General features: G+C 72.6%; 23 protein-coding genes and 1 other RNA gene. 6 read left to right on the top strand and 18 right to left on the bottom strand.

Going from position 1 to position 24,470, the window contains the following annotated elements:
* Positions 1-114: 114 nt before the first annotated feature.
* From ACIGO8_RS16520 to ACIGO8_RS16505, 4 genes are all read right to left on the bottom strand, one after another.
* Positions 115-396 (bottom strand): HU family DNA-binding protein, encoded by a 282-nt coding sequence (locus tag ACIGO8_RS16520; RefSeq protein ID WP_017237029.1) that lies wholly within the window; start codon positions 394-396, stop codon positions 115-117.
* A gap of 322 nt (positions 397-718) precedes the next feature.
* Positions 719-2,134, bottom strand: coding sequence for an NAD-dependent malic enzyme (locus ACIGO8_RS16515; protein ID WP_399730259.1), 1,416 nt, complete (start codon positions 2,132-2,134; stop codon positions 719-721).
* A 435-nt stretch (positions 2,135-2,569) separates the two neighbouring features.
* A complete protein-coding gene (locus ACIGO8_RS16510; protein ID WP_399730256.1) occupies positions 2,570-4,909 on the bottom strand; it encodes a HelD family protein in 2,340 nt (779 codons plus the stop codon).
* A 61-nt stretch (positions 4,910-4,970) separates the two neighbouring features.
* Positions 4,971-5,534 (bottom strand): ABATE domain-containing protein, encoded by a 564-nt coding sequence (locus tag ACIGO8_RS16505; protein ID WP_399730254.1) that lies wholly within the window; start codon positions 5,532-5,534, stop codon positions 4,971-4,973.
* Between the two features lie 219 nt (positions 5,535-5,753).
* Here ACIGO8_RS16505 and ACIGO8_RS16500 point away from each other — a divergent pair, with 219 nt between their 5' ends.
* Complete coding sequence (locus tag ACIGO8_RS16500; RefSeq protein ID WP_399730252.1) at positions 5,754-6,680, top strand: helix-turn-helix domain-containing protein; 927 nt, start codon at positions 5,754-5,756, stop codon at positions 6,678-6,680.
* A gap of 16 nt (positions 6,681-6,696) precedes the next feature.
* Here the strand turns inward: ACIGO8_RS16500 and ACIGO8_RS16495 are convergent, their stop codons facing one another.
* Positions 6,697-7,236 (bottom strand): GNAT family N-acetyltransferase, encoded by a 540-nt coding sequence (locus ACIGO8_RS16495; protein ID WP_399730250.1) that lies wholly within the window; start codon positions 7,234-7,236, stop codon positions 6,697-6,699.
* 81 nt (positions 7,237-7,317) lie between these two features.
* On the opposite strand from ACIGO8_RS16495, the gene ACIGO8_RS16490 reads away from it, so the two are divergent.
* Complete coding sequence (locus ACIGO8_RS16490) at positions 7,318-7,536, top strand: type II toxin-antitoxin system VapB family antitoxin (RefSeq protein ID WP_399730247.1); 219 nt, start codon at positions 7,318-7,320, stop codon at positions 7,534-7,536.
* A 1-nt stretch (position 7,537) separates the two neighbouring features.
* Positions 7,538-7,972 carry a PIN domain-containing protein gene (locus ACIGO8_RS16485; protein WP_399730244.1) on the top strand — a complete coding sequence of 145 codons (435 nt, stop codon included), beginning with the start codon at positions 7,538-7,540 and terminating at the stop codon, positions 7,970-7,972.
* Here the strand turns inward: ACIGO8_RS16485 and ACIGO8_RS16480 are convergent.
* The 3 genes from ACIGO8_RS16480 to ACIGO8_RS16470 all read right to left on the bottom strand — a co-directional run bounded on the left by ACIGO8_RS16480 (position 7,969) and on the right by ACIGO8_RS16470 (position 11,798).
* On the bottom strand, positions 7,969-9,261 hold the full coding sequence (locus ACIGO8_RS16480) for a uroporphyrinogen-III synthase (protein ID WP_399730242.1): 1,293 nt from the start codon (positions 9,259-9,261) through the stop codon (positions 7,969-7,971). The genes ACIGO8_RS16485 and ACIGO8_RS16480 overlap by 4 nt on opposite strands.
* A gap of 84 nt (positions 9,262-9,345) precedes the next feature.
* Positions 9,346-10,701 (bottom strand): nitrate/nitrite transporter, encoded by a 1,356-nt coding sequence (locus ACIGO8_RS16475; RefSeq protein ID WP_399731271.1) that lies wholly within the window; start codon positions 10,699-10,701, stop codon positions 9,346-9,348.
* A 113-nt stretch (positions 10,702-10,814) separates the two neighbouring features.
* Positions 10,815-11,798, bottom strand: a complete 984-nt coding sequence (locus ACIGO8_RS16470; protein ID WP_399730239.1) for a LysR family transcriptional regulator — start codon at positions 11,796-11,798, stop codon at positions 10,815-10,817.
* Between the two features lie 85 nt (positions 11,799-11,883).
* Here ACIGO8_RS16470 and ACIGO8_RS16465 point away from each other — a divergent pair, with 85 nt between their 5' ends.
* Entirely contained in the window at positions 11,884-13,287 is a 1,404-nt protein-coding gene (locus tag ACIGO8_RS16465) for an MFS transporter (RefSeq protein WP_399730236.1), read from the top strand.
* A gap of 50 nt (positions 13,288-13,337) precedes the next feature.
* On the opposite strand, the gene ssrA is transcribed toward ACIGO8_RS16465, so the two are convergent.
* The 5 genes from ssrA to ftsE all read right to left on the bottom strand — a co-directional run bounded on the left by ssrA (position 13,338) and on the right by ftsE (position 17,359).
* Positions 13,338-13,706, bottom strand: a transfer-messenger RNA (tmRNA) gene (gene ssrA / locus ACIGO8_RS16460).
* A gap of 128 nt (positions 13,707-13,834) precedes the next feature.
* Positions 13,835-14,380, bottom strand: a complete 546-nt coding sequence (gene smpB, locus ACIGO8_RS16455; protein ID WP_399730233.1) for an SsrA-binding protein SmpB — start codon at positions 14,378-14,380, stop codon at positions 13,835-13,837.
* Positions 14,381-14,398: 18 nt separating this feature from the next.
* Entirely contained in the window at positions 14,399-15,652 is a 1,254-nt protein-coding gene (locus ACIGO8_RS16450; RefSeq protein ID WP_399730230.1) for a S41 family peptidase, read from the bottom strand.
* A gap of 78 nt (positions 15,653-15,730) precedes the next feature.
* Positions 15,731-16,648, bottom strand: a complete 918-nt coding sequence (ftsX, locus tag ACIGO8_RS16445) for a permease-like cell division protein FtsX (RefSeq protein WP_399730227.1) — start codon at positions 16,646-16,648, stop codon at positions 15,731-15,733.
* 21 nt (positions 16,649-16,669) lie between these two features.
* Positions 16,670-17,359: a cell division ATP-binding protein FtsE gene (gene ftsE / locus ACIGO8_RS16440; RefSeq protein WP_345487862.1), complete on the bottom strand. Its 690-nt coding sequence runs from the start codon at positions 17,357-17,359 to the stop codon at positions 16,670-16,672.
* Between the two features lie 225 nt (positions 17,360-17,584).
* On the opposite strand from ftsE, the gene ACIGO8_RS16435 reads away from it, so the two are divergent.
* Complete coding sequence (locus ACIGO8_RS16435; protein WP_399730222.1) at positions 17,585-17,770, top strand: hypothetical protein; 186 nt, start codon at positions 17,585-17,587, stop codon at positions 17,768-17,770.
* A 93-nt stretch (positions 17,771-17,863) separates the two neighbouring features.
* Here the strand turns inward: ACIGO8_RS16435 and ACIGO8_RS16430 are convergent, their stop codons facing one another.
* On the bottom strand, positions 17,864-18,079 hold the full coding sequence (locus tag ACIGO8_RS16430; protein WP_399730220.1) for an LPXTG cell wall anchor domain-containing protein: 216 nt from the start codon (positions 18,077-18,079) through the stop codon (positions 17,864-17,866).
* Between the two features lie 112 nt (positions 18,080-18,191).
* On the opposite strand from ACIGO8_RS16430, the gene ACIGO8_RS16425 reads away from it, so the two are divergent.
* A complete protein-coding gene (locus tag ACIGO8_RS16425) occupies positions 18,192-18,806 on the top strand; it encodes a hypothetical protein (RefSeq protein WP_399730217.1) in 615 nt (204 codons plus the stop codon).
* Between the two features lie 399 nt (positions 18,807-19,205).
* On the opposite strand, the gene ACIGO8_RS16420 is transcribed toward ACIGO8_RS16425, so the two are convergent.
* The 4 genes from ACIGO8_RS16420 to ACIGO8_RS16405 all read right to left on the bottom strand — a co-directional run bounded on the left by ACIGO8_RS16420 (position 19,206) and on the right by ACIGO8_RS16405 (position 24,270).
* Positions 19,206-19,682: a hypothetical protein gene (locus tag ACIGO8_RS16420; RefSeq protein ID WP_399730214.1), complete on the bottom strand. Its 477-nt coding sequence runs from the start codon at positions 19,680-19,682 to the stop codon at positions 19,206-19,208.
* Positions 19,683-19,928: 246 nt separating this feature from the next.
* Positions 19,929-21,041 carry a peptide chain release factor 2 gene (prfB, locus tag ACIGO8_RS16415; RefSeq protein WP_399730212.1) on the bottom strand — a complete coding sequence of 371 codons (1,113 nt, stop codon included), beginning with the start codon at positions 21,039-21,041 and terminating at the stop codon, positions 19,929-19,931.
* A gap of 134 nt (positions 21,042-21,175) precedes the next feature.
* Positions 21,176-22,417 carry a serine/threonine-protein kinase gene (locus ACIGO8_RS16410; RefSeq protein WP_399730209.1) on the bottom strand — a complete coding sequence of 414 codons (1,242 nt, stop codon included), beginning with the start codon at positions 22,415-22,417 and terminating at the stop codon, positions 21,176-21,178.
* 116 nt (positions 22,418-22,533) lie between these two features.
* Positions 22,534-24,270 carry a serine/threonine-protein kinase gene (locus ACIGO8_RS16405; protein ID WP_399730206.1) on the bottom strand — a complete coding sequence of 579 codons (1,737 nt, stop codon included), beginning with the start codon at positions 24,268-24,270 and terminating at the stop codon, positions 22,534-22,536.
* Positions 24,271-24,470: the final 200 nt, after the last annotated feature.

Below are 24,470 nucleotides of genomic sequence, written 5' to 3'. Positions count from 1 at the left end.
TGCGGCGGCTTCTGCGGCCCGAACGAGAGGGCGGCCACCCCCTGACAGGGTGACCGCCCTTCGCGCTTGCCTCAGGCCTGCGTGCGGCCTCTCGGCGCGCTGCCTACAGGCTGCTTACTTGCCCTTGGCGGCTTCCTTGAGCTTCGAGCCCGCGGAGACCTTCACGCTGTAGCCGGCCGGGATGTTGATCGGGTCGCCGGTCTGCGGGTTACGAGCGGTGCGAGCGGCACGGTGGGTGCGCTCGAAGGTCAGGAAGCCGGGGATGGTGACCTTCTCGTCGCCCTTGGCGACGACCTCGCCGACGGTCTCGGCGAGCGCGGCCAGAACGGCGTCGGCGTCCTTGCGGGTCACCTCGGCGCGGTCGGCCAGGGCGGCCACCAGCTCACTGCGGTTCATTTCGTTACTCCCGTGTTTCTTCTTGCCTGTGAGGCGGGCCACGCGGCGGAGCCGCATGATGGGCACTGCTAAGCCGATGCTGCCAGGGCCCTCGGACAGTCCCCGGACCCGGGTCTGGTGACAGACCCTCGCGCCCAGACACGCATCCTGCCCCCACCAGCGGCGGGAACGCCAATCCGGCACCCTCGCGGGTCACACGAAAAGCGCCAGTGCCCCTCGGTGGTGACGTTGCGTCGACTCCGCGCGGACCGAGCGGAGTCGAACTACCACCCTAAAGGCGGGTTTGGGGTGCGGCGACCCGCGACACGCACCCCGCCCGGGCTCAGGCGCCCGCGCCCGCCGCCTTCGCCGCGTTGCGCACGGCGCCCGCGACCGCTCCCGCGACCTTGTCGTTGAAGACGGACGGGATGATGTAGTTCGGGTTCAGCTCGTCCTCGGTGACGACGTCGGCCAGCGCGCTCGCCGCGGCCAGCATCATCTCGGTGTTCACCGTCCGGGACTGCGCGTCGAGCAGACCGCGGAAGACGCCCGGGAAGACCAGCACGTTGTTGATCTGGTTCGGGAAGTCGGAGCGGCCGGTGGCGACGACGGCGGCCGTCTGACGGGCGATCGCCGGATCCACCTCGGGGTCCGGGTTCGCGAGCGCGAACACGATCGCGCCTTCCGCCATCGCGGCCACGTCCTCGGCGCCGAGCACGTTCGGGGCCGAGACGCCGATGAAGACGTCGGCGCCGACGACGGCCTGCTTGAGGGTGCCGGTGACGCCCTCGGGGTTGGTGTTGTCGGCGATCCAGCGCAGCGGCGAGTCCGGCTTGGCGTCGACGAGGTCCTCGCGGCCCGCGTGGACGACGCCGTGGATGTCGGCGACGACGGCGTGCTTGACGCCGGCCGCGATGAGCAGCTTGAGGATGGCCGTACCGGCCGCGCCCGCACCGGACATGACGACCCGTACGTCGCCGATGCCCTTGCCCACCACGCGCAGCGCGTTGGTCAGGGCGGCGAGCACGACGATGGCGGTGCCGTGCTGGTCGTCGTGGAAGACCGGGATGTCGAGGGCCTCGCGCAGCCGGGCCTCGATCTCGAAGCAGCGGGGCGCGGAGATGTCCTCCAGGTTGATGCCCGCGAATCCGGGCGCGATGGCCTTGACGATCTCGACGATGGCGTCGGTGTCCTGGGTGTCGAGGCAGAGCGGCCAGGCGTCGATGCCGGCGAAGCGCTTGAAGAGGGCCGCCTTGCCCTCCATGACGGGCAGGGCGGCCTTGGGGCCGATGTTGCCGAGGCCGAGGACGGCGGAGCCGTCCGTCACGACTGCGACCGAGTTGCGCTTGATGGTGAGGCGGCGGGCGTCCTCGGGGTTCTCGGCGATCGCCATGCACACGCGGGCCACGCCCGGCGTGTAGATCATGGAGAGGTCGTCACGGTTGCGGATGGGGTGCTTGGACGCCATCTCGATCTTGCCGCCGAGGTGCATCAGGAACGTACGGTCGGAGACCTTGCCGAGGACGACTCCCTCGATGCCGCGCAGCTGCTCGACGATCTCGTCGGCGTGCGCGGTGGAGGTCGCGGCGATGGTGACGTCGATGCGCAGCTTCTCGTGGCCGGAGGCGGTCACGTCGAGGCCGGTCACCGAGCCGCCGTGGGTCTCGACGGCCGTGGTGAGCTGGGAGACCGCGGTGCCGCTCGCGGGCACCTCCAGACGGACCGTCATCGAGTACGAGACGCTGGGCGCCGTTGCCATGGCCGTGTTCCTCTGCTTTCCCTAGCTTCGTTGCTACGCCCGCCCGGGCTGGTTGCCGGGAGGCGCCCTCCGATCGTCGCACCTACCTGCGGGTAGCAGGTAATACGGTCTTTTCGTTTTCGGAAAGTAGTTTCCACCATACGAGAGATGCCCGGGAAACAGAAGAGGCCCTCGCCACCCGAAGGTGGCGAGGGCCTCTTCCGTACACATGTTCAGGTGGCACCGACCCGCCATGCTCGCCTCGCGGCAAGTGGTCCCTCTGAGGGACGAAGGTTGGGCCCGGGGGCTTGGATCGAGCCGGTGCCACGACAAGGCTAACAAACCACCCTGGGAAGTGATTCCTCCCGCGCGAGTTGACTCGAAATCCGCCCGTCGCCGGCCCCGTTCGGCCGCCCCTCGCCGGGCCCCGCTCGGTCGTCGGCCGCCCGGTCCCGTTCAGTCCCGCAGCAGGTCCGGCACGCCGTCCTGGTCCGGCAGGTCGCGCTCGCCCGAGACCACCGTCAGCGCCTGCGTGGACCGGGTCAGCGCCACGTAGAGCACCCGCAGGCCGGCCGGCGACTCGTCCGCGATCTCCGCGGGCGAGACGACCACCGTGGCGTCGTACTCCAGGCCCTTCGCCTCCAGCGAGCCCAGCGCGACCACCCGGTCGCCGAGCCCGTCGAGCCAGCGGGCGGCCTCCGCGCGCCGGTCCATGGCGACGACCACTCCGACGGTCCCGTCCACCCGGGTGAGCAGCCGCTCCGCCTCCGACCGTACGGTTTCGGCCAGAGCGGTCCTGTCCTGAACCGGTACGAAGCGGGGCTCGACGCCCGTGGAGCGGACCGCGCGCGGCGACTCCTTGCCGGGCATCGCGAGCGCGAGCACCTTGGCGGCGAGCTCGGCGATCTCGGCCGGGTTGCGGTAGTTCACGGTCAGCTCGAAGCGGCGGCGCGGCCGGGTGCCGAGGGCCTCGTCGCGGGCCGCGGCCGCCTCGTCCGGGTCGGACCAGGAGGACTGGGCGGGATCGCCCACGACCGTCCAGGTGGCGTGCCGGCCGCGGCGGCCGACCATCCGCCACTGCATGGGCGTGAGGTCCTGGGCCTCGTCGACGATGACGTGCGCGTACTCGGTGCGCTCGGCCGCGAGCCGCTCGGCCCGCTCGCGCTGGGTCTCCTCCCGTACGGGCATGAGCTCTTCCAGGCCCGTGAGCTGGTCCAGCGGGTCGTACTCGCGCTTCTTGCGCGGCCGGGCCGGCGTGCCGAGGAGCATGGCCAGCTCGTCGAGCAGGGCCACGTCGTGCGCGGACAGGCCGGGGCGGCGCAGCGAGCGGGCGAGCCGGCGCACCTCGCCCTGGTTGAGCACCCGTCGGGCCCAGCGGCCGAGCCGCTTCTCGTCGGCCATGGCGTCGAGGACCTGGCGCGGGGTGAGTTCGGGCCACCAGGCGTCGAGGAAGCCGAGGAAGGCGTCCTCGGTGGACACGTCCTCGTCGAAGGAGGAGCGCAGTTCGGCGGCGAGCTCGGGGTCGCTGTGCCGCCCGGCGGCGCCGGACTTGGCGTACAGCGCGTCGAGCAGGAGGCGGCGGGCGCGCGGGCGCAGCAGGTTGACGGGCGCGGTGCCGCCGAGGACGTTGTGGCGGATCCGCTTGAGCTCGTCGGCGCCGAGTTCGATGCGGCGGCCGAAGGCGACGACGCGCAGGAGGGCCGGGGTGCCGCCGCGGGGAGCGTCGTCGTCCTCGCCGAGGGCGAGCTGGGCCTTGGGCGCGGGCGTCTCCAGGGCGCCGCGGGCGGCCTTGCGCAGCACGGCGACCATCCGGGAGGAGCCCTTGACGCGGGCGACGGCGGGCTCGTCGTACGCGTCGGCCTCCACGCCGTCGACGAGCGAGCCGAGCGCGCGGATGGCGACCTGGCCCTCCTCGCCGAGCGAGGGCAGCACGCCCTCGGTGTAGGAGACGAGCAGCGGTGTCGGCGAGACGATGAGGATGCCGCCGGAGTAGCGGCGCCGGTCCTGGTAGAGCAGGTAGGCGGCGCGGTGCAGCGCGACGGCGGTCTTGCCGGTGCCGGGGCCGCCCTCGACGTAGGTGACGGAGGCGGCGGGCGCGCGGATGACCAGGTCCTGCTCGGCCTGGATGGAGGCGACGATGTCCCGCATGGTGTGGCTGCGGGCCTGGCCGAGCGCGGCCATGAGGGCGCCGTCGCCGACGACGGGCAGCTCCTGGCCGTCGAGCGTGGCCTTGATCTCGGGGCGCATCAGGTCGTCCTCGACGCCGAGCACCTTGCGGCCCTTGGAGCGGATGACGCGCCGGCGCACGACCCGGCCGGGGTCGACGGGCGTGGAGCGGTAGAAGGGTGCGGCGGCGGGCGCGCGCCAGTCGATGACGAGCGGGGAGTAGTCGGCGTCGAGGACGCCGATGCGGCCGATGTGCAGGGTCTCGCCGATGTCGGCGTACTGGCGGGTGCCGTCGGTCCGTACGGCGTCCTCGGCCGGCTCGACGGAGGTGTACGCGCCGTCGGGGCCCTTCTTGCCGTCCTTGCCGTGGAGGAGGTCGATGCGGCCGAAGAGGAAGTCCTCGAACTCGTTGTTGAGCCGGTTGAGGTGGATTCCGGCCCGGAAGACCTGGGCGTCGCGCTCGGCGAGGGCGCCGGGCGTGCCGACCTGGGCCCGCTGGGCGGCGTCGTTCATCAGGAACTCGGCCTCGTGGATCTTCTCCTCGAGGCGGCGGTAGACCTGATCCAGATGTTCCTGTTCGACACCGATCTCGCGGTCTCTGACCGTGTCGACGGCTTCCTGCGCGGCCACCGGGCCCCCTTCTGACGTGCACTGGGCAGCCTTCGAGGCTACGCCACCGGGGGGTGCCGTGTCAGGCCTGGTGGCGCGAGGCGGGGCGTGGATGCGCGGCGCGGTGGCGGGCGACCCGGGCCCGGTTGCCGCAGGCCTCGCTGGAGCACCAGCGGCGGCGCCGGCCGCGGGAGGTGTCGAGGTAGCAGCGGCGGCAGCCGGGGCCCTCGCAGCGGCGGAGCAGCGCGCGGGCGGCGGGGTCGGTGAGGAGTTCGACGGCGTCGCGGGCGACGGCGGCGAGCAGGGCACGGCAGTCGGGTTCGCCGCTGAGGGTGCGCACGAGCAGGCCGGAGCGGGTGCGGACGGCGCGGGGCGCGGGCGGTGCGGAGGCGGCGGCGAGGGCGTTGAGCAGTTCCAGGGCGGCGGGGCGGGCGGGGCGGCCCTCGAGGTGGGCGGTGACGAGTTCGGCGACGCAGTCGCGCAGTTCGCGGAAGGGCGCGAGCCAGCGGGTGTCGAGGGTGCGCAGGCGGGTGGCGGGCGGCACGAGGCCGGTGGTGCGCAGGAAGCGGGCGAGGGCGTCGGGCCGTTCGAGTGGTTCGGCGGCGAGGTCGAGGCAGACGCGGCCGGAATCGAAGCCGAGTGTCATGCTCCTGCCACCCCCTGTGCCGGGAACGTCCCGACCAGAGTGCCCGGTGCGCGGGAGGGACGGAAGAGGTCCGGGAGCGGGCGCGGGGCGAGGCGGCGGAAGGGGCCGGCCCGGGCGTACGGGGGAGCCGCCCGGGCCGGCCGGCACCGTGACGGCACGGGGGAGAGCCGTCCGGTGGTCCGAGGGTGTCCTCGCAGGTCAGAGCGAGGCCTCCACAGCATGAACGTTCAACTGTTTATTATCTACGGACTCTTTTTCCTCATAAATCGCGCACTCGGCCACTCCGGGAAGGGAGCCACGGTGAACAAGACGGCGCTACGGGCCCTCCTCAAGGAGCGCCGCGAACTGATCGCACCCGAGGCACACGGCCTCTCCCGCCCGACCGGCCGCGGCCGGCGCGCCCGCGGCCTGTCCCAGCACCAGGTCGACGAGCTGACCTGCCGCGCGATCGACACGTACAACCGCCTGGAGACCGGCCGCTACCCGAACCCGCCCGCCGACTACCTGCGCCAGGTCGCCCGCCTCTTCGGCCTCAACGAGCAGGAGTGGGTCTCGCTCTGCCGGTACGCCGGGATCGGCGACCCGCCCTGCCCGCTCACCCCGTCCTCCGGCCTCGAGGTGCCCGGCGTGTGGCAGGAGGCCGTCGACGGCATCGGCCACATGGCGTACCTCACCGACGCGTCCTGGAACCTGCTCGCCCACAACCGGCACTTCGCCGAGATGCACCCGGGCGGCCGGGTCCCGGCCAACACCATGCGGTGGATGCTCCTCGACGAGGAGGCCCGCGAGACCAGCCTCCTCGACTGGCACACCGCCTGGGCCCCGCTGGTCCTGCCCCAGCTGCGGGCCGCGCTCGCCGCGCGCCGCGACGACGAGACGCTGCGGCAGATCGAGCGCGAGGTCCGCGCCGACCCGGACCTCGGCCCGCTGTGGGAGGCGGGCGGCGCCCACATCCACCCGGACGGCGACGAACGGCCGCTGCGCCACGCCCTCCTGGGCCCGGGCCACGTCACGATCTGCGCCGCCCAGCCGCTCACCGCCCCGGGCGCCCGCCTGATCATCATGCTGTTCCGCCCGGGCGCCCAGAAGTCCCACGAACGCGCGCCGATGCTGCGGGCCCCGCTGCTGTGGGAGCCGCGGCCCTGACGCAACGTCAGGGCCGCTAGCCGCGCGGCGGCGGGTCGTCGTGCAGCACCCGCTGGAAGAGGTGGTGGTCCCGCCAGGCGCCGTCGATGTGCAGGTAGTTCGGAGCCGTGCCGATCGGCACGAAGCCGCACTTGGCGAGCACGCGCTGCGAGGCGTGGTTGTCCAGCAGCGTGGAGGCCTCGACGCGGTGCAGCCCGAGCTCCTCGCGGGCGGCCCGGCACACCTCCTCGGTGAGCGCGGTGGCAAGCCCCCGGCCCGCGTACTCCTCGGCCACCCAGTAGCCCAGCGAGCCGCTGCGGAAGGGACCGAGGACGATCCCGGACAGGATCGCCGCACCGACGATCCGCTCACCCACGCTCCCCCGCTCCACCGCGAACCAGCGCCGCCCGCCGTCGTTCAGCCGTGCGACCTGCCCCTCCCGGGTGTAGTACCCCTCGGGCCGGTGCGGCTCCGTGGCCGCCATGTACGCCCGGTTCCGCAGCAGAGCGGCGGCGAGCGCGTCGGCCTCGGCGAGATCCTCGGGAACGGCGGGCCTGATGGTGATGGTGGACGTCATCCGCGTACGGTAACCGGACCTCGCATACATGACATGCGCTAGCTTTGTATGAGACCCATGCTTTCCCTCTCGGAGGCCTCGATGACCGCGACGCAGATCGACATAGACGACGAGGCGCTCGCCGAGGCCATGCGACTCTCCGGCGCGCGCACCAAGAAGGAGATGGTGAACCTCGCCCTGCGCGAGTACGTCGAGCGGCAGCGGCGTACGGAGGCCCGGCTGCGCTTCTTCGAAGAGGCGCAGAAGTGGGACGACGGCAGCTTCTGGCGGCAGCACGCCGCCGAGAAGGGCCAATCCTGACGTGCTGCGTTATCTGGTGGACTCCACCGCCGTCTGGCGCCTCCAGCGCGATCGCGCCCTGAACGAGGCGTGGGCGCACGAGATCGACGCGGGCAACGTCGGGTCGTGCCATCCCCAGCGCATCGAGTTCCGCCGGTCGGCGCGGAACCTCGACGAGTACGACGCGATGACCGACCAGCTCCACGCGCTGTTTCCCGACGTCTCCGTTCCCAAGAACGCCTGGCGCTGGATCGAGACGGCGCAGTACCGCCTCGCCCAGCGCGGGCGGCACCAGGCCCTGTCGATCGTGGACTGGCTCCTCTGCGCCACCGCGGTGCACCACGGCCTGACCCTGCTCCACGACGACAAGGACTTCGCCACGGCGGCCGCGGTCCTGCCCGACCTGTCGCAGCACAACGTGCACCACGTCGGCACCGAGCAGGACCCGGTCGACTAGGCCCCGGCGCCGTCCCCGGCCCCGTCGCCGTCCCCGGCGCCGTCCCCGGCCCCGTCGCCGTACTTCGTGTCCGAGACCGGGTCGAGCGCCAGGCGGTAGCCGCGCTTGACCACCGTCTGGATCAGCTTCGGGGTGCCGAGCGCCGTGCGCAGGCGGGCCATCGCCGTCTCCACCGCGTGCTCGTCGCGGCCGGCGCCCGGCAGGGCGCGGAGCAGCTCGGGGCGGGCGACGACCCAGCCGGGACGGCGGGCGAGCAGGCCGAGCAGGGCCATGCCGGCCGGCGGCACCGGGCGCAGGGCGCCGTCGACGAGGACCGCGTGGCCGCGGATCTCGATCCGGTGCCCGGCGACCGGCAGGACCCGGGCCCGGGCCGGCAGCTCCTGGCAGAGCAGCTGCACGAGCGGGCCGAGCCGGAAGCGTTCGGGCTGATGCGTGTCGATGCCCAGGGCCTGCAGCGGCAGCGCCGTCACCGGCCCCACGCACACCGCCAGCACGTCGTGCCGCAGCGCCGCCACCAGATCCTCCAGCAGGCCCCGCTCGCGCGCCCGGTCGACGAGCGAGGCGGCGGCCGGGGCACTGGTGAAGGTCACCGCGTCCAGGGCGCGGCCGACGACCGCGTCGAGCAGCCGGTCCAGCGGCGCGATGTCCTCGGGCGGCATCCAGCGGTAGACGGGCACCGGCACGACCTCCGCGCCGCCCGCCGTCAGCGCCTCCACGAACCCGGGCAGCGGCTCGCCGTGCAACTGCAGGGCGATCCGCCGCCCCTCCACGCCCTCGTCGAGCAGCCGGTCGAGGACCTCCGCCATCGACTCCGAGGACGGCGACCAGGACTCGGTGAGCCCGGCCGCCCGCACGGCGCCCTTCACCTTCGGGCCGCGGGCGAGCAGTTCGACGCCGCGGAGCCGGCCGAGGAGCTGCTCGCCGTGGCCCCAGCCGTCGGCCGCCTCGACCCAGCCGCGGAAGCCGATCGCCGTGGTGGCGACGACGACGTCCGGGGCGTGGTCGATGAGGTCCTTGGTGGCGGCGAGCAGTTCGGTGTCGTCGGCGAGCGGCACGATCCGCAGCGCGGGCCCGTGGACGACGGCCGCGCCGCGCCGGCGCAGCAGGGCGATCAGTTCGTCGGCGCGCCGTGCCGCCGTCACGCCGACGGTGAAGCCCGCGAGCGGGCCCTGCTCCTGCTCCCGCTCGGCGTCCCGCGCCCGCTCGGGGCCCCGCGCACGGTCCGCGTCCCGCGCCCGCTCCGGGTCCCGCTGCTGCTCCGGTCGCCGGCCCTGCTGCTGCTCGTCCATGTCGGCCGAGACTGCCGGGGACGGATGTCCTTCTCGGTTCACGCGTATTTCCTGGTCGTTACGGCCCTTCCCGACCACTGTGACTCATACCTCGGCGGCTTCGCGCCGCGGCTCCGCGCCGGCCGCGGTGTCCGGCACCGGACCCACGGCGGCCGGCCGGCGAAGGTATACCGCCCAGGTGACGGCCATGCACACCGCGTAGAAGGCGAGGAAGGCGACATAGGCGCCGGTGCCGGAGCCGAGGGTGAGGAAGGACTGCCGGAAGGCGAGGTTGATGCCGAGGCCGCCGAGCGCCCCGACCGCGCCGATCAGGCCCATCGCCGCGCCGGAGAGCCGCCGCCCGTGGGCCTCGGCCGCCTCGCCCGTGAGCCCCTTCGCGTAACCCTGCGAGAGGAAGATGGCCGGAATCATCTTGTACGTGGAGCCGTTGCCGAGGCCGCTGAGCGCGAAGAGCGCGACGAAGCCGACCAGGAAGGTCCCGAACGACTCGGCGAGCGAGGCGTACAGGACGATGCCGGCGGCGACCGCCATGGCCGCGAACGTGCCCAGCGTGATGCGGGCGCCGCCGTGCCGGTCGGCGAGCGCGCCGCCGACCGGCCGCACCAGCGAGCCGAGCAGCGGGCCGACGAAGGTGAGCGAGGCGGCTTGGAGCGGCGTGCGGCCGAACTGGGTCTGCAGGACCAGGCCGAAGGCGAAGCCGTAGCCGATGAAGGAGCCGAAGGTGCCGATGTAGAGGAAGGCCATGATCCAGGTGTGGCGGGAGCGCACGGCCTCCTTCACGGCGCCCGCGTCGTTCCTGACCGGGGCCAGGTTGTCCATGAACAGCGCGGCGCACACGGCGGCGACGACGATCAGCGGCAGATAGACGCCGAGCACGATCCTCGGGTGCAGGGCGCCGGCGGTGCCGATGACGAGCAGGCCGACGAGCTGGACCACGGGCACGCCGATGTTGCCGCCGCCCGCGTTCAGGCCGAGCGCCCAGCCCTTCTTGCGCAGCGGGAAGAAGGCGTTGATGTTGGTCATGGAGGAGGCGAAGTTGCCGCCGCCGACGCCGGTGAGGGCAGCCACGAGCACGAACGTGCCGTACGAGGTGCCCGGCTGCATCACCGCGTAGGCGAGACCGGTCGGCAGCAGGAGCAGCAGCGCGCTCAGCACGGTCCAGTTGCGGCCGCCGAAGCGGGCCACGGCGAAGGTGTACGGCACGCGGATGAAGGCGCCGACCAGGGTGGCGGTCGCGATCAGGAAGAACTTGCCGGCCGGGTCGATGCCGTACTGCGGCCCCATGAACAGGACCATGACCGACCACAGGCTCCACACGGAGAAGCCGATGTGTTCGGCCAGCACGGAGAACCACAGGTTGCGGCGGGCGATCCTCTCGCCGCCCTCCCGCCAGAAGGTCTCGTCCTCCGGCTCCCAGCGTTCGATCCACCGGCCGCCCATGCCACCCATGCCGCCCATCGCGCACCTCCACGGTGTCGTATCCCTTGGCGGTGACGCTAGGAAAGCCGCGTTTCAGGGCGGTGGCGGGAGGTGACGGGCGCGGAACCTTGCTCTCACCCGGAGCGCGGGGATGCTGTGAGCGCCCCCAGCATCTCGTCGGCCGGCAGCCAGGAGCCGGGCGGCCGCTCGTGCCAGCCGTGCCGGGCGGCGAGGGCCGCGGCGGCCCGGCGCAGCGCGTCGAGACCCGGGTGCCGCAGCCCCTTGCGCCACACGAGGCTCACGGGTGACAGCGGTACGGGATCGACGAGCGGCCGTTTGACGCTGCCGGGCATCGCCGGGAAGTCGACGACGGCGAGGACCGGCGTCGGGGCCTTGGCCATGACCCGCCGGAACTCCTCCATGCCGACGACCAGCGGGGCGGGCGCGGCGACGTGGACGCCGTGGCCGGCGAAGAGCCGGGCGGCGAGGTCGGTCCACTCGGGCGTGCGGTCGTTGCCGGCGCCCGCGTAGACCGCCCGGCCGGCCAGCGCGTCGAGCGGCACCTCGGGCAGCGCGGCGAGCGGATCGTCCTCGGGCAGCAGCACGGCCATCGGCTCGTACCGCACGAACTGCGCCTCCAGACCGGCCCGCAGGTCGGGCGCGAGCCCGCCGTAGCGGCCGAAGGACACGTCCAGGCGGCCGGCGATCATCTCGCGGGCGGCATGGGTGAGTCCGCTCTCGTAGCGGGCCATCAGCTCCAGGTCCGGGGCGAGTTCGCGGGCGCGGCGCAGGACGCGCTCGTGGCCGAGGCCGGGGCTGTTGAGGTCGACGAGGAGCGGGCGGGGCTCGGCGCGGAAGGCCTCGGCGAGTTCGTCGTACGCGGTGAGGACGCGGCGCGCGTACGGGACGAGGCGCTCGCCGTCCTCGGTGAGCGCGACCTGCCGGGTGGTCCGCACGAACAGCTCGGCGCCCAGGTCCCGTTCGAGCCTGCGCACGTCCCGGCTGAGGGCCTGCTGGGCGACGAAGAGCCGCCCGGCGGCGCGGGTGAAGTGGAGTTCCTCCGCGACGGCGACGAAGGCGCGCAGGAGGCGGGGATCGAGGTCGTTCGGAGTGCCCACGTGCGCCTTTTTAACAACCCAGGTGCGTGAACGGCCACCGAATAGGTGTTGGACCGGCGGGGCCGTGTCCGCCGAACCTTGCCGCATGCCCCCGCGACCGGACCTGATGACGACGCCCGCCCCGAAGCCGGCCCACCACCTGACGCTGACACCCGCCGGCCCGGCCCTGGCACCCCGCTACCGCGAGCCGGCGGCCGCCGCACCGCTCAGCGCCGAACGATCCCTGCCCAGCCCCCGGCCCGGGTCCCGGGCCCGGCCTCGGGCTCGGCCCCTCCACCCGGCCCGGCCCCGGTCCCGGCCCGCCAACCCCTATCTCCGCCTCTTCGCCGTCCCCGGCGCCCGCGCCTTCACCGTCGGCAACCTGATCGCCCGGCTGCCCATGGGCATGTTCGGCGTCGGCGTCATCGTCATGATCGCGGGCGCGTACGACTCCTACGCGCTGGCCGGCGCCGTCAGCGCCGCCGGCATGGCCGCCGGCGCGCTCACCGCGCCCTGGATCGCCCGGCTCGTCGACCGCCACGGCCAGGCGCGGATCGCGGTGCCCGCGACCGCCTGGGCGGTGCTCGGGCAGCTCGTCATGGTGGCCTGCGTCCACGTCCGGGCACCCGCCTGGGCCCTGCTGGCCACCGCCGTCCTCGGCGCCACCGCTCCCAACACCGGCGGCATGTCCCGCGCCCGCTGGGCGCACCTGCTCAAGGGCGACCCGGACGCCCGGCACACCGCCAACGCCTTCGAGCAGGCCGCCGACGAGCTGTGCTTCATGCTGGGCCCGGTCCTGGCCGCCTTCCTCTGCTCGGCGCTGTTCCCGGCGGCCGGCAGCCTGGCCGGCTCCGCCCTCTTCCTCACCGGGGTGCTGATCTTCGCCGCACAGCGCGACACCGAACCGCCCGTCGCACCGCGCGTCACCGCCGGCTCCCCGCTGCGGGCCTCCGGCATGCCGGCCCTGCTCGCCGTCTTCCTCGCCACCGGCGCGGTCTTCGGCGCGATGGAGGTGGTCACCCTCGCGTACGTGGACGGCCCCGTCGCCGGTCCCGTGCTCGCCCTCCAGGCGGCCGGCTCCTGCGCGGCCGGCCTGGTCTACGGCCACGTCCGCCGCACGGCCGGGCTCGCGGCCTGCCTGGCCGCGATGGCCGCGCTGATGACGCTGCCGCTGCTCGCCGCCCTCACCGGCTCGGTCCTCGCCCTCGCGGGCGCGCTGCTCCTGGCGGGCATGGCGACCGCGCCGACCATGGTCACCGGCATGACGCTGGTGCAGCGCCAGACCCCGGCCGCCCAGCTCAACGAGGGCATGACGCTCGCCGTGACCGCCCTGCTCGGCGGCATCGCGCTCGGCTCCGCGACCGGCGGCTGGCTCGCCGAACACGCCCCGACCCCCACCTACGGCTACCTGGCCCCGGTAACGGCCGCGACCCTGGCCCTCACCCTCCGCCTCACCACCCGCCCCCGGGCCGACGCACGAGCCCGGGCCGGCGCGGCTGCCCGCTCATGACGAAGGCCCGGCGGTCGACTGGCGACCACCGGGCCTGCGCCCACATGGGATGGTGGAGATGGCGGGAATCGAACCCGCGTCCAACGGTGCGGAACCAGGGCTTCTCCGTGTGCAGTCTGGTGCGCTTTTCTCGGCCCTCCGGATCACCCAGACAAGTCCGGAACGGGCTCAGTCACTGTGTGATTTCCCTCTTCACCCCGTGACCGGGATCAAGGTTTAGTTCCCTAGATGATGCCAGGATCCGGGTCGGGAACAGCCCCGGGCTGACACTTCGCAAGTCGCTACTTAGGCAGCGAGGGCGAAGGAATCGCGCTTGGTGTTGGCGATTATTGGTTTCGGCGCGTGGTTAACGAGATCATTGCCGCTTCCTCGACACGCTTCCCCTGCTTCGACATCCGCTGTCGAAACCGATCATCCCCATGTTGATTTTTCAATGCACGCACCCTCGGTGAGGTGCGTGGCCCATCGTACGTGACCAACGCGCACCGTCGCCAGCGTATTCCGCCGGGGCCGGCGGGCGCGCCGGCACGGGCGCGCGGGCCGGTGGCTAGAGCGCCGCCTGGGCCGCGCGCTGGCGGCGCTTGGCCGCCGCGATGGCGCGGGCCGTCTCGCGCGTGTCCTGCTGCTCGCGCAGCGTCTGCCGCTTGTCGTACTCCTTCTTGCCCTTGGCGAGCGCGATCTCGCACTTCACCCGGCCGCCCAGGAAGTACAGCGCGAGCGGCACGATCGTGTGACCCGTCTCGGAGGACTTCTGCTCGAGCTTGTCGATCTCGGCCCGGTGCAGCAGCAGCTTGCGCTTGCGCTTGGCCGAGTGGTTGGTCCAGCTGCCCTGGGAGTACTCCGGGACGTGGACGTTGTGCAGCCAGGCCTCACCGCCGTCGATCTGGACGAAGCCGTCGACGAGCGACGCCCGGCCCATCCGCAGCGACTTCACCTCGGTGCCCATGAGCACCACACCGCACTCGTAGGTGTCGAGGATGTGGTAGTCGTGCCGCGCCTTCTTGTTCTGCGCGATGAGCTTGCGCTCCGGCCCCTTGTCCTGGGTCTTCTTCTTCGCAGGCTTGCCCTGCACGTTGACGAGTCCCTTTGCCATAGTGCGGTCATTTTCGCACTACGAGGCCCCTCCGAGGCCACTCAATACCGTACGGGCCCGCTCCTGGGCCCGGTCGCCGGCCGCCGGACCGGGTGCGGCGCCGCCGGCGCGGCCGTCCGTCTCGGCCACGGTGAGGTCGGGCGTGATGCCGCGGCCGTCCACGACGTGCCCGGCGGGCGTGCGGTAGTGGCCGACGGTGAGCTCGGCGACGGAGCCGCCGGGCAGGGTGCTGGGCATCTGCACCGAGCCCTTGCCGAAGGTGCGCGAGCCGACCGTGACCGCCCGGCCCCGGTCCTGCAGGGCGCCGGTCAGCAGTTCGGCCGCGCTCATCGTGCCGCCGTCCACCAGCGCCACCAGCGGCCGGGCGGTGTCGCCGCCGCCCTCCGCGTACACGGCGTGCTGCTCGCCGTCCACGTCGTACGTGGCGATCAGCCCGCCGTCGAGGAAGGCGGAGGCGGCGGTGGCGGCCTCGGCGAGCAGTCCGCCGGAGTTCCCGCGCAGGTCGAGCAGCACTCCGGCGCCGGCCGGCGCGGCGCGCACGGCTCCGCGTACCCGCTCGCCGGTGCCCTTGGTGAAGGCGGCGACCCGGATCAGGACCGTGCCGTCGTCGAGCCGGCGGACGGTGACCGGGTCGGTGGCGAGCCGGGCCCGGCGCAGGGTCTGGGTCCAGGCGGCCCGGCCGCGCTCGACGCCCAGGGTGACGGTGGAGCCGGGGACGCCGTCGCCGCGCAGCAGGGCGACGACCTGGGACACGGACAGGCCGGCGACCGGGCGTCCGTCGACGGCGGTGAGCCGGTCGCCGGGCCGCAGCCCGGCCCGCGCGGCGGGTCCGCCGGCCTGCACGCGGCTGATCTCGACCCGGTCCCTGGCCGCCCTGCGGGCGGACAGGCCGACGCCGGTGTAGGCGCCGTCGAGGGCCTGCTCGAACTCCGCGTACTCCCGCTTGTCGTACACCGCGCCCCAGCGGTCGCCGCTGCGGCTGACGAACTCCTCGGCGGCCTTCGCGCCGGACTTGCCGTCGGCGATGGCCTCGGCGGCGGCGCGGGCGAGCGCGGCCCGGTCGACGCGGTCCGCGCGGTCGGCGCCGGCGCCGTTGGCGCCGTTGGCCGCCGACGCGTGGGCGCCGGCGGGCTCGTACGCGTCCTCCCGCCGCGGCAGCGAGCCGGTGGCCGCGGCCGTGCCGAGCACTCCGGCGAAGACCAACGTCAAGGCGGCCCCACGGAGAACTCCGCGGGGCCGTCGACAGAATTCGGGGCCGGCACCGGCACGCATGTCGCCCACTCTAGGACAAGCGCATGGCGCCGTACGGCGGTTGGCCGGACGACGCCATGACACAGCGCGAGTGAACTGTCACACCTTCAGGTACTTGCGCAACGCGACGAAAGCGGCCAGAGCGGGCATCAGCAGGCCGATCGCGATGACGAGCGGCAGCTTGGCGAAGACGGCGTCCCAGCCGATGAAGTTGACCAGCTGCATCTTGTCGGCGAGCGCGATGCCGTGGTCGATCAGGAAGTACCGGCCGACCAGCAGCATCACACAGGCGACCGCGCCTCCGAGGAGACCGGCGAAGGCGGCCTCCATGATGAACGGCATCTGGATGTAGAAGTTGGTCGCGCCGACCAGCCGCATGATGCCGGTCTCGCGGCGGCGGCTGAAGGCGGAGACGCGCACCGTGTTGACGATCAGCATCAGCGCGATGATCAGCATCAGGCCCATGACTCCGAGGGCGGCGATGTTCATGCCGTTCATCAGGTCGAACAGGTTCTGCAGGATGTTGCGCTGGTCCTGGACCGACTCGACGCCGTCACGGCCGGCCACGGCGGTGGCGACCACCTTGTACTTCTCCGGGTCCTTCAGCTTGACCCGGAACGACTCCTGCATCTGGTCCGGCGTGACGACCGAGGCGATGGCCGTGTCGCCGTACTGCTCCTTGTAGTGCTTGTAGGCCTCGTCGGCGGTCTCGTGGTGGACCGACTCGACGATGTCCATCTCCTTCAGATCGGCCTCGATCTGCTCCTTCTGCTGCGCGGTCACCGCGCCCTTGGCGCACTTGGGCGAGGTCGACCCGTCGCTCTTGTTGCAGAGGAAGATGGAGACGTTGACCTTGTCGTACCAGTAGTCCTTCATCGTGCTGACCTGCTCGCGCATGAGCAGGGCGCCGCCGAACAGGGCGAGCGAGAGGGCCACGGACACGATGACGGCGAACGTCATCGTGAGATTGCGGCGGAGACCGACCCCGATCTCCGAGAGCACGAACTGAGCGCGCATGTGTCTGTATCCCCTACTGGCTCAGTGCTGGTATCCGTAGACGCCGCGCGCCTGGTCGCGGACGAGGCGGCCCTTCTCGAGCTCGATGACGCGCTTGCGCATCTGGTCGACGATGTTCTGGTCGTGGGTCGCCATGACGACGGTGGTCCCTGTCCTGTTGATGCGGTCGAGCAGCTTCATGATGCCGACGGAGGTCTGCGGGTCGAGGTTGCCGGTGGGCTCGTCCGCGATCAGCAGCATCGGGCGGTTGACGAAGGCCCGGGCGATGGCGACGCGCTGCTGCTCACCGCCGGACAGCTCGCCCGGCATGCGGTCCTCCTTGCCGCCGAGGCCGACCAGGTCGAGCACCTGGGGCACGGCCTTGCGGATCTCGCCGCGGGGCTTGCCGATGACCTCCTGGGCGAAGGCCACGTTCTCGGCGACGGTCTTGTTGGGCAGGAGCCGGAAGTCCTGGAAGACCGTCCCCAGCTGGCGCCGCATGTGCGGCACCTTCCAGTTGGACAGCCGGGCGAGGTCCTTGCCCAGGACGTGCACCTGTCCGTGGCTGGCGCGCTCCTCGCGCAGGATCAGCCGCAGGAAGGTGGACTTTCCGGAGCCGGAGGAACCGACGAGGAAGACGAACTCCCCCTTCTCGATCTCCAGGGAGACATCCCGGAGCGCGGGGCGGTTCTGCTTCGGATAGGACTTGGAGACGTTGTCGAATCGGATCACGGATGCACCACGGTCGGCCGGGAGTAGGTGTGCGTGACCATACGCGACCGGGGATGGCCTGCGCAGTCGCGGTCCGGGCTTGTGTGCTTTATCCTTTTCGTCCCTCTGTCCGTGTCCTTACGGGGCGCGCCGAAAAGCTGCGGAACTGGCACAGTGGTAAGGGAACGCGCGGCTCACCCGGAGCGTTCTTCAGGTGAGGACTGTTGCGCGGGAGGAGGAGAGCGCATGACCTATGACCGACTGGTGTGCGCCAACTGCGCGGCCCCCGTCGCGGAGGGCCGCTGCCCTGTCTGCCGCGCGAGCCGCGAGCGACTGCCCCAGCCGACGGGCCTGACCCCGGCGATGCTGCTGACCCTGGTGATCGCCCTGGCGGCGACGATGGCGTTGCTGGTGGCGTTGCGGGGCGCGTAGGCCCCTGACGGCCCCCAGGGGCCCGTAGAGCTACGAGAAGGGCCGGAACACTCGAGGAGTGCTCCGGCCCTTCCGTTACGCCTCAGCGCACCGTCAGGCGACGGTACGGCCGCCGCCCACGAGGCGCGGCAGGAAGCGGAAGCCGATACCACCGGCGATCATGGTGGCCGCTCCGATGATCAGGAACGAGGTCTCGGCGGCACCGGTCTCCGCCAGCTCCTCCTTGGCCTTGCCCTGCTCGACGGGCTGCGAGCCGGCGTTGTTGGTGCCCGGGTTGTTGTCGACGCACTCGGCCCCGTCGAGATCCACGGTGCAGGTCCCGGCGCCACCGTTGCCGCCACCGTTGTCCCCGGCGCCGCCGTTCTGGCCGCCGCCGTTCTGACCACCGTTGTTGCCCTGACCGGTCGAGGTGCCGGTGGACGTGCCGGTGGACGTACCGGTGGACGTACCCGACGAGGTGCCGGTCGAGGTGCCGGTGGACGTACCCGACGAGGTGCCCGTGGACGTGCCGGTCGAGGTGCCGGTGGAGGTACCCGTGGACGTGCCGGTCGAGGTGCCGGTCGACGTACCCGTCGAGGTACCCGTGGACGTACCGGTCGAGGTGCCCGTGGACGTACCCGTCGAGGTGCCGGTCGACGTGCCGGTGGACGTACCCGTGGACGTACCGGTCGAGGTGCCGGTGGACGTACCGGTCGAGGTACCGGTCGAGGTACCGGTGGACGTACCGGTCGAGGTGCCGGTGGACGTACCCGTCGAGGTGCCGGTCGACGTACCCGTGGACGTGCCGGTCGAGGTGCCGGTCGACGTGCCCGTCGAGGTGCCCGTGGACGTGCCGGTCGAGGTGCCCGTGGACGTGCCCGTAGACGTGCCCGTGGACGTACCCGTCGAGGTACCGGTCGACGTGCCCGTCGAGGTGCCTTCGGTCTCGCCGACGGTGGTGCTGCCGCCGTTCTCGCCCTCGCCGCCGATCCCGAGACCGACGTCGACGGTGGTGTTGTTCACCGTGACATCGGCCTCGACGCCGTTCACGGCCTGAGCGGCACCCGCGACAGTGAGCGACGCGCCGGCCGCGATCACCGCACCGGCCGCAATGCGAGCAACGCGAACCCGCGTCTTCTTCGTCATCTGGCTGCTACCCCCAGTAGCTCAAATCGTCTGTAGAGCTGCGCTCGGGGCACCGGACACCCGGGGGCCATCGCACTGGCTGAACCTGCCCCCGTTCACACGCGCCCCAGATACACGCATGCCGCCTGCCACCCTTCCGAGTTTCCGATGACACGTCAAGGTCGTTGCGCGTGCGATGCCCGAAAGATCACCTTCTGCCTGCCATGCGGCGATGCAACTGTGACGTAAGCCCGGAACTCCCGGCCTCACCACGCCACTTCGCATGTCGACAAAGCGCCAGAACCACCAACGCGCCGCTTGCGCAAGCGAATCAGTCCCCACACCGCAACTGGGCATCGAGCTGCCCCCGCGTCAGCACCTTGCCCGTCCACGTCATGAACTCGCCGTCGCGCAGCCGGGTGCCCTTGAGTTTGGTCAGGTCGACCGTCCCGTCACGCCCCTCCGCGGTCCGCCCGGGTTCGGCGAGCCGGATCTCGACGTAGAACTCGTCCGGCAGCGCACCCGAGAGCGGCTTCTCCACGTTGCGGAAGCTCGTGGAGCTTCCCACGGAGAACGTGCCGCCTCTCGCCTCGTCCGTGACGGGCCCGCCGGCGCTCCACAGGGTGTCGAACCCGTCCCCCCGCCCGTCGGCGGCGGAGGGCACCGACACACGGGCTTGGTCCACCGACTCGGAAGGGCAGAGCGGAGCGGCGACGACCAGCCCGCCGCCCGCCCACCGAAAGCCGAAGTCCGGCGGATCCGGGGCCTCGACGGTGCACGACGGCAGTACCGTCACCGCGATCAGCACGCTGACCGCCCCTCTGAGTCGCCGCCTCACCACGCGTATCCTCCCGTCCGGCCTGCCAGGCGAGCGCGGCCAGGAGGCGCCACTACGGTCCTTCGCTGCCGGCGGATTTCGGCGAGCGTGCGCAGCCTTGTGACTCACGCGATCGGGGTCAACACACGGAGCAGGAGAGTGTCAGGTACAGGACGCGGAACGGGCCCCGCTCGCGAGTCGTGAGCGGGGCCCGTTCCTGCGTGCTTGTGGGCAGGACTACTGGGTCTGTTCCTGCTGCTTGCGCCAGCGGATGCCGGCCTCCAGGAAGCCGTCGATCTCGCCGTCCAGGACGGACTGCGGGTTGCCGACCTCGAAGTCCGTACGGAGGTCCTTGACCATCTGGTACGGGTGGAGGACGTAGGAGCGCATCTGGTTGCCCCAGGAGCTGCCGCCGTCGCCCTTGAGGGCGTCCATCTTGGCGCGCTCCTCCTGGCGCTGGCGCTCGAGGAGCTTGGCCTGGAGGACGTTCATGGCGCTCGCCTTGTTCTGGATCTGGGAGCGCTCGTTCTGGCAGGAGACCACGATGCCGGTCGGGATGTGCGTGATGCGCACCGCCGAGTCGGTCGTGTTGACGCCCTGGCCGCCGGGGCCGGACGCCCGGTAGACGTCGATGCGGAGGTCCGACTCGTCGATGTCGACGTGGTCGGACTGCTCGACGACCGGGAGGATCTCGACGCCCGCGAAGGACGTCTGGCGGCGGCCCTGGTTGTCGAAGGGGGAGATGCGGACCAGGCGGTGGGTGCCCTGCTCGACGGAGAGGGTGCCGTAGGCGTAGGGGGCCTTGACCACGAAGGTGGTCGACTTGATGCCGGCCTCTTCCGCGTACGAGGTCTCGTAGACCTCCGTCGAGTAGCCGTGGCGCTCGGCCCAGCGCAGGTACATGCGCTGGAGGCGCTCGGCGAAGTCGGAGGCGTCGACGCCGCCCGCCTCGGCCCGGATGTTGACCAGGGCCTCGCGCTCGTCGTACTCGCCGGACAGGAGGGTGCGGACCTCCATCTCGTCGAGGGCCTTGCGGACGGCCGCGAGCTCGGTCTCGGCCTCGGCCCGGGTGTCCGGGTCGTCCATCTCCTCGGCCAGCTCGAACAGGACCGCGAGGTCGTCGATCCGGCTGCGCAGGGCCTGGGCCTTGCGGACCTCGGCCTGGAGGTGCGAAAGCTTGCTCGTGATCTTCTGCGCCGCCTCCGGGTCGTCCCACAGGGACGGGGCCGCGGCCTGCTCTTCGAGCACGGCGATGTCTGCCCTCATCTTGTCGAGGTCCAGGACGGCCTCGATCGACCCCATGGTCGAGGAGAGGGACTTCAGCTCTTCGGATACATCGACGACTGCCACGCGTCCAGCGTAACGGCTCCCGGCCGGGACCCGGACTCGCCGGGCCCCGTCCTGTGGACAACGGTCCTCGACGGGCCGCTGCCCCCAAGGGCTCCGGGACCCGGCCGAGGACCGGGGCCCGGGCCCGCCGCCGTCTACGGCTGCTGCGACTGCTTCGAGTCCCCCGGCGGCGTCTCCGCGTCGCCCGACGCCGCCAGGTAGCCGCCCGCGCCCAGCGCGCCCGCGATCACGACCGCGGCGACGGTGAGCGTGATCCGGCGTTTGCGGACGGCGTCGGCCTTGTGGCGGGCCGAGCCGGGGCGGCGGGCGCCGGCCGGGCGCGGGGCGCGGGCCGTGCCGAGGGGGCCGCCGGAGAGCTCGTCGGGGCCGGGGACCCGCATGGAGGTGTGGGTGTCGCGGTTGGAGTCGGTGGAGGCCCCCGGCACCAGCGGGACGGCCGCGCGGCGCGGCGCGGGCTCGCCCGTGCCCGTGGCCGAGGTGGGATACGGGTCCTCGGCGGGTTCGGCGGTCGCCGGGTCCGCGTCCGGTTCGTCGACGTCGAGCGGCGGGATGCCCTTCAGGAGCGGCAGCACCTCCCGCAGCCGGGTCGCGAGCTCCGAGGCGCGCAGCCGGGAGGCGGGGGCCTTGGCGAGGCACTGGACGATCAGCTGCCACAGCTCCTCGGGGATGCCGGGCAGCGGCACGACGGTCTCGGTGACGTGCCGGCGCAGGACGGCGCCGGGGTGGCCGCCGCCGAACGGTGTGAAGCCCGCGAGCAGCTCGTACAGGACGGTCGCGAGGGCGTAGATGTCGACGGCGGCCCGCGGCGGGAGGCCCTCGACGATCTCGGGCGCCAGGTAGTCGGGGGTGCCGATGATCCGGGTGGCCTTGGTGCGGCCGGGCGTGTCGATGAGCTTGGCGACGCCGAAGTCGGTGAGCAGGGCCGGGTGGGCGCCGCCGGGGCCGAGCGGGCCCTCCATGTCGAGCAGGATGTTCTCGGGCTTGACGTCCCGGTGGACGACGCCGGCCTTGTGGGCGGCGGCGAGGCCGTCGGCGACGTCGGCGATGATCGCGACGGCGGCCTCGGGCGCGAGCCGGCGCTCGCGGTCGAGCCGGGTGCGCAGGTCGGTGCCGCGCACCAGGTCCATGACGAGCGCGAGGTCGTTGCCGTCGACGACGAGGTCGCGGACGGCGACCACGTGCGGGTGGTCGAGTCCGAGGAGCGCGGTGCGCTCCTGGACGAAGCGGCCGACGAGCTCCTGGTCGGAGGCGAGGTCCTCGCGCAGCAGCTTGATGGCGACGGGGCCTTCGGGGCCCTCGCCGAGCCACACCGTGCCGGCGCTGCCCCGCCCGAGGATCTGGTGGGCCGTGTAGCGGCTGCCGATATTCCGTGCCAAGACTGCTCCCTCAGCGGCTGCGGTTCGGCTCAAAGTTACGCGTCCGAAGGCATCCACCGGCACTTCCGAGGGGAAATCACCCCTCGGAAGTCGACAAAGCGACAGGATTACTGCGCCTAACCGCCGGCGCCGGTCCCGCTCCCGCCGGTGGTGCCGCTCCCGCTGTCGGTGAGCGACGACACCCAGTCGGTGAAGGAACTGATGCCGTCGCCGATGGCCTCCCAGTAGCCCTTGCCCTGGGCGACCCAGTCCTGGAGCGGGGTGAGCTCCCAGACGAGCCAGCCGGCGACCACGAAGAGCAGGATCGTGAACAGGCAGCCCTTGAGGCAGCCGAGGCCGGGGATCCGCATCGGGTTGGCGCCGCGCTGCCGCGGCGGGCGCGGCTCGCGCGGGACCGGCGCGGGCGCCGGGGCCTGGGGCGGCGGCTGCGGCGGCGCGTACTGCTGCCGCTGCGGCTGGGGCGCGTACTGCTGCTGCGGCGCCTGCGGGGCGTACGGCTGGGGCTGCGGCGGCCGCTGCTGGTACGGCGGCTGCGGCGGGCCCTGCTGCTGGTAGGGCTGCTGCGGCGGGCCCTGCTGCTGGTAGGGCTGCTGGTAGGGCTGCGGCGCGCCCTGGGGCGGCTGCTGCGGGCGTCGCTGCGGACGGCGGCGCAGAGGGTCCTCGCTCGGGTCGAGGTACTGCATCTGCGTCTGCTCGTTGCGGTCGCGGGCCGCGCGCAGCTGGGTCTGCCACGGGTGCGGCTGCTCGGCGGCCGGGCCCGGCGGATCCTGCGGTACGGGAGGCATGACCGCCGTCGGGTCGGCGGCGCCCGACGGGCCGCTGGTCGGCATGACGCTGGTGGCCGCCGCCGGGTCGTACTGCGGGGCGGGGCCGCCGGCGCCGGGCAGCACCTGGGTGGCGCCGGCCGGGTCCACGCCGGGGGTCTGGGGCACCGGCGCCGGGGCCGGGTCGGGCGCGAGGAGCGCGCCGACGCCGTCGGCGGCCTCGATCTGGGCGGGCGTGGCGTGCACGCCGATGCCGGCGGCGACCGTGCGCAGCCCGCGGGCCAGGTTCTCGGCGCTGGGCCGGCGTTCCGGGTCCTTGCTGAGGCAGCGCTCTATCACCGTCCACAGCGGCCCGGGCACGGTCGAGGGCCGGCGCGGCTCCTCGCTCAGGTGGCGGTGCAGGACCTCCAGCGCGGTGCCGCCGGCGAACGGCGGGCGGCCGGTGACCAGCTCGTAGAGCAGGATGCCGGCGCCGTAGATGTCGACGGCGGAGGTCTGCGGCCGGCCCTCGGCGGACTCCGGCGCGACGTAGGCGGGCGTGCCGACGAACTCGTGGGTGCGGGTCAGGCCCGGGGAGTCGGCGAGCCGCGCGATGCCGAAGTCCGTGAGCATCGGGTGCATGGCGCCGTCGCGCTCGGAGACCAGCACGTTGGCGGGCTTGAGGTCGCGGTGGACGACGCCGTCGGCGTGGCTGGCGGCGAGCGCGTCGGCGATCTGCGCGGTGAGCAGGGCGGCGGCGACCGGGGTGAGCGGGCCGTTCTCGCGGATGTACCGGTGCAGGTCGGGGCCCTCGACGAGGTCCATGACGAGGGCGAGGACGTCGCCCTCCACGACCAGGTCGCGGGTGCGCACGATGTTGGGGTGGGTGAGCCGCAGCAGCACGGACCGCTCGCGCAGGAAGCGCATCACGATGTCCGCGTCGTTGGCCAGCTCCTCCTTGAGGACCTTGATCGCGACGGTCTCGCCGGGCTCGCCGGGCACCGCCGCCTCGGCGCCGGCCGTCTCCCGCTGGCGGGCTCGCCAGACGGTGCCCGTGGCGCCGCGGCCGAGCGGCTCCTCGAGCAGGTACTTGCTGCCGATAGGCCGCACGTCACGCGCTCCCTGCTGATCGTGGTCCTGGGGTGGTTCGTCGGAGTGTCCCCGGGGTCCCTGTGTGTTCTGTGACCCGTCCGGGTGTCCGACCCACTTTAGTGCCGCCGAACGGGTCACCGGCTGTCGCCGGGACGGCCGATTCCGATGCCGTACGTGTCCGAAACCTGTCCGTGAACAAGACGCCGGTGGCCCTGACC

Source organism: Streptomyces sp. NPDC053493 (assembly GCF_044544825.1).
GTDB lineage: Bacteria > Actinomycetota > Actinomycetes > Streptomycetales > Streptomycetaceae > Streptomyces.
Note: the sequence above shows the minus strand (reverse complement) of the source record. Positions and strands in the feature narration are given on the sequence as shown.